A 1,836-nucleotide genomic window follows, 5' to 3' on the forward strand; every position below is an offset into this window, starting at 1 on the left:
TTGGGCTGCTTGGCGTCGAGGTGGGCTTGAACCAGAAGGCGTTCGGAAATCTGCGTCATGTTCGCAAGACCTGCAGGCGCATTCGCGCGAAAGTCGAGTATACACCCGGCTCCGGACCCTTCAGGGTACCGCCGGGAAATTGAGTATTCATCAGGCACGGACAGCGTTGAAGCTGCGCAAGGCTACAGAATATCCGGTGGATGCAAAAGATGATTCTGACTTGCGTCAGCTCGGTGCAGCCCAAGGCTTGGGCAAACACAAATCGCGGGCAAAAAAAAATCCGGAAATCCTCACTTTCGTGGGCCTTCCAGACTTTTAAAACAGCTTGAAAATGGTGGGTCGTGTGGGATTCGAACCTACGACCAATTGGTTAAAAGCCAACTGCTCTACCAACTGAGCTAACGACCCGCTGTGTGGTGGCGCGTATAATACTGATTTTTAAGGACTATTCAACACCTATTTTAAAAAAAATCAAAAATAAGGTGTTGGATCGCTGATTCCGGCCGCCGCAAAGCCTTCAGCACGCAGTCGGCAGCTGTCGCACTTGCCGCATGCACGGCCTTCATCATCAGCCTGATAGCAGGAAACGGTCAGGCCGTAGTTGACGCCAAGCTGGGTGCCAGCCTGGACAATCTGCGCTTTGCTGAGGTTTTGCAGCGGCGCCTGAATGCGAAAGCCATCGCCCTCTACACCCGCCTTGGTCGCCAGATTGGCCATGCGCTCGAATGACTCGATGAACTCGGGACGGCAGTCCGGGTAGCCGGAGTAATCCACTGCGTTGACACCGATGAAGATGTCGCGTGCGCCGAGCACTTCAGCCCAGCCCAACGCCAGTGACAGGAAAACCGTGTTGCGCGCTGGCACGTAAGTCACCGGAATGCCTTCGCCCAACTCCTCTGGAATATCGATGCTGGTGTCGGTCAGCGCCGAGCCGCCCATGCCATTGAAATTGAGACCGATGACCTTGTGCTCGATCACCCCCAAATCCCGGGCGACACGTTCGGCCGCGTACAGTTCGGCGTGAGACCGCTGACCGTAGTCGAAGCTCATGGTGTAGCAGCGATAACCTTCGGCACGCGCCATGGCTACGACGGTTGCCGAGTCCAGGCCACCGGAAAGCAGGATAACCGCACGTTTTTCCGTAGTGTTCAGTTGTTCAGTCATCTCAGCGCCCCGGCTCGTCATTCCAAAGATACTTGTGCAGCTGCAATTGCAAGCGTACCGGCAGATTATCCGCCACCACCCAGTCTGCAAGATCCCGAGCATTCAGATCATGGTGACTTGGCGAAAACAGGACCTCACCAGCGCGCTGGTCAAGACCATACTGGATCAGCTTGGATACGGACCAGTCATAGTCTTCGCGGGAACAGATGACAAATTTCACCTGGTCGTTCGGCGTCAGCAGCTCGATGTTTTCGTAGCGATTGCGATGCGCTTCCTTCGAACCCGGAGTTTTCAGGTCGACAACGCGACTGACCCGGGAATCTACCGCCGAGATGTCGATAGAGCCACTGGTTTCCAGTGACACTTCGTAACCGGCGTCGCACAAACGCTTGAGCAACGGGATGGCGTTGGGTTGCGCCAGGGGCTCGCCGCCCGTGACACAGACATAACGCGGACGGTAACCGGCAACCTGCTCGAGGATATCGTCGAGCGTGCGGATGGTTCCGCCAGTGAAGGCATAGGCGCTGTCGCAGTATTGGCAACGCAGAGGGCAACCGGTCAGGCGCACAAAAACTGTGGGCAGGCCAGCCGTCCGCGTTTCACCCTGCAACGAGTAAAAAACTTCGGTAATTCTCAATGTGTCTTGCATAGTCGCCACGGGCGTAACAGCTA

General features: G+C 56.0%; 3 protein-coding genes and 1 tRNA gene. 1 reads left to right on the top strand and 3 read right to left on the bottom strand.

Annotated elements, in window-relative coordinates; genetic code table 11:
- Nucleotides 1-319: hypothetical protein (locus D8V06_RS30625; protein WP_206663191.1), on the top strand; the 319-nt coding region annotated here is incomplete at its 5' end.
- Nucleotides 320-332: 13 nt separating this feature from the next.
- Here D8V06_RS30625 and D8V06_RS29500 read toward each other — a convergent pair.
- The 3 genes from D8V06_RS29500 to queE form a co-directional block, all read right to left on the bottom strand.
- A tRNA-Lys gene (locus D8V06_RS29500) sits at nucleotides 333-408 on the bottom strand.
- Nucleotides 409-471: 63 nt separating this feature from the next.
- Nucleotides 472-1,164: a 7-cyano-7-deazaguanine synthase QueC gene (gene queC, locus D8V06_RS29505; protein WP_056852654.1), complete on the bottom strand. Its 693-nt coding sequence runs from the start codon at nucleotides 1,162-1,164 to the stop codon at nucleotides 472-474.
- A 1-nt stretch (nucleotide 1,165) separates the two neighbouring features.
- The gene (queE, locus tag D8V06_RS29510) at nucleotides 1,166-1,813 is read right to left on the bottom strand and encodes a 7-carboxy-7-deazaguanine synthase QueE (RefSeq protein ID WP_056852655.1); all 648 of its coding nucleotides are present in this window, start codon (nucleotides 1,811-1,813) and stop codon (nucleotides 1,166-1,168) included.
- Between the last annotated feature and the right edge of the window lie 23 nt (nucleotides 1,814-1,836).

The organism is Pseudomonas sp. Sample_24, from assembly GCF_004307605.1.
Taxonomy (GTDB): Bacteria; Pseudomonadota; Gammaproteobacteria; order Pseudomonadales; family Pseudomonadaceae; genus Aquipseudomonas.

Coding starts and splice junctions, on each gene's coding strand:
- queC (WP_056852654.1), bottom strand. CDS start 1,164: ATGACTGAACAACTGAACACTACGGAAAAACGTGCGGTTATCCTGCTT.
- queE (WP_056852655.1), bottom strand. CDS start 1,813: ATGCAAGACACATTGAGAATTACCGAAGTTTTTTACTCGTTGCAGGGT.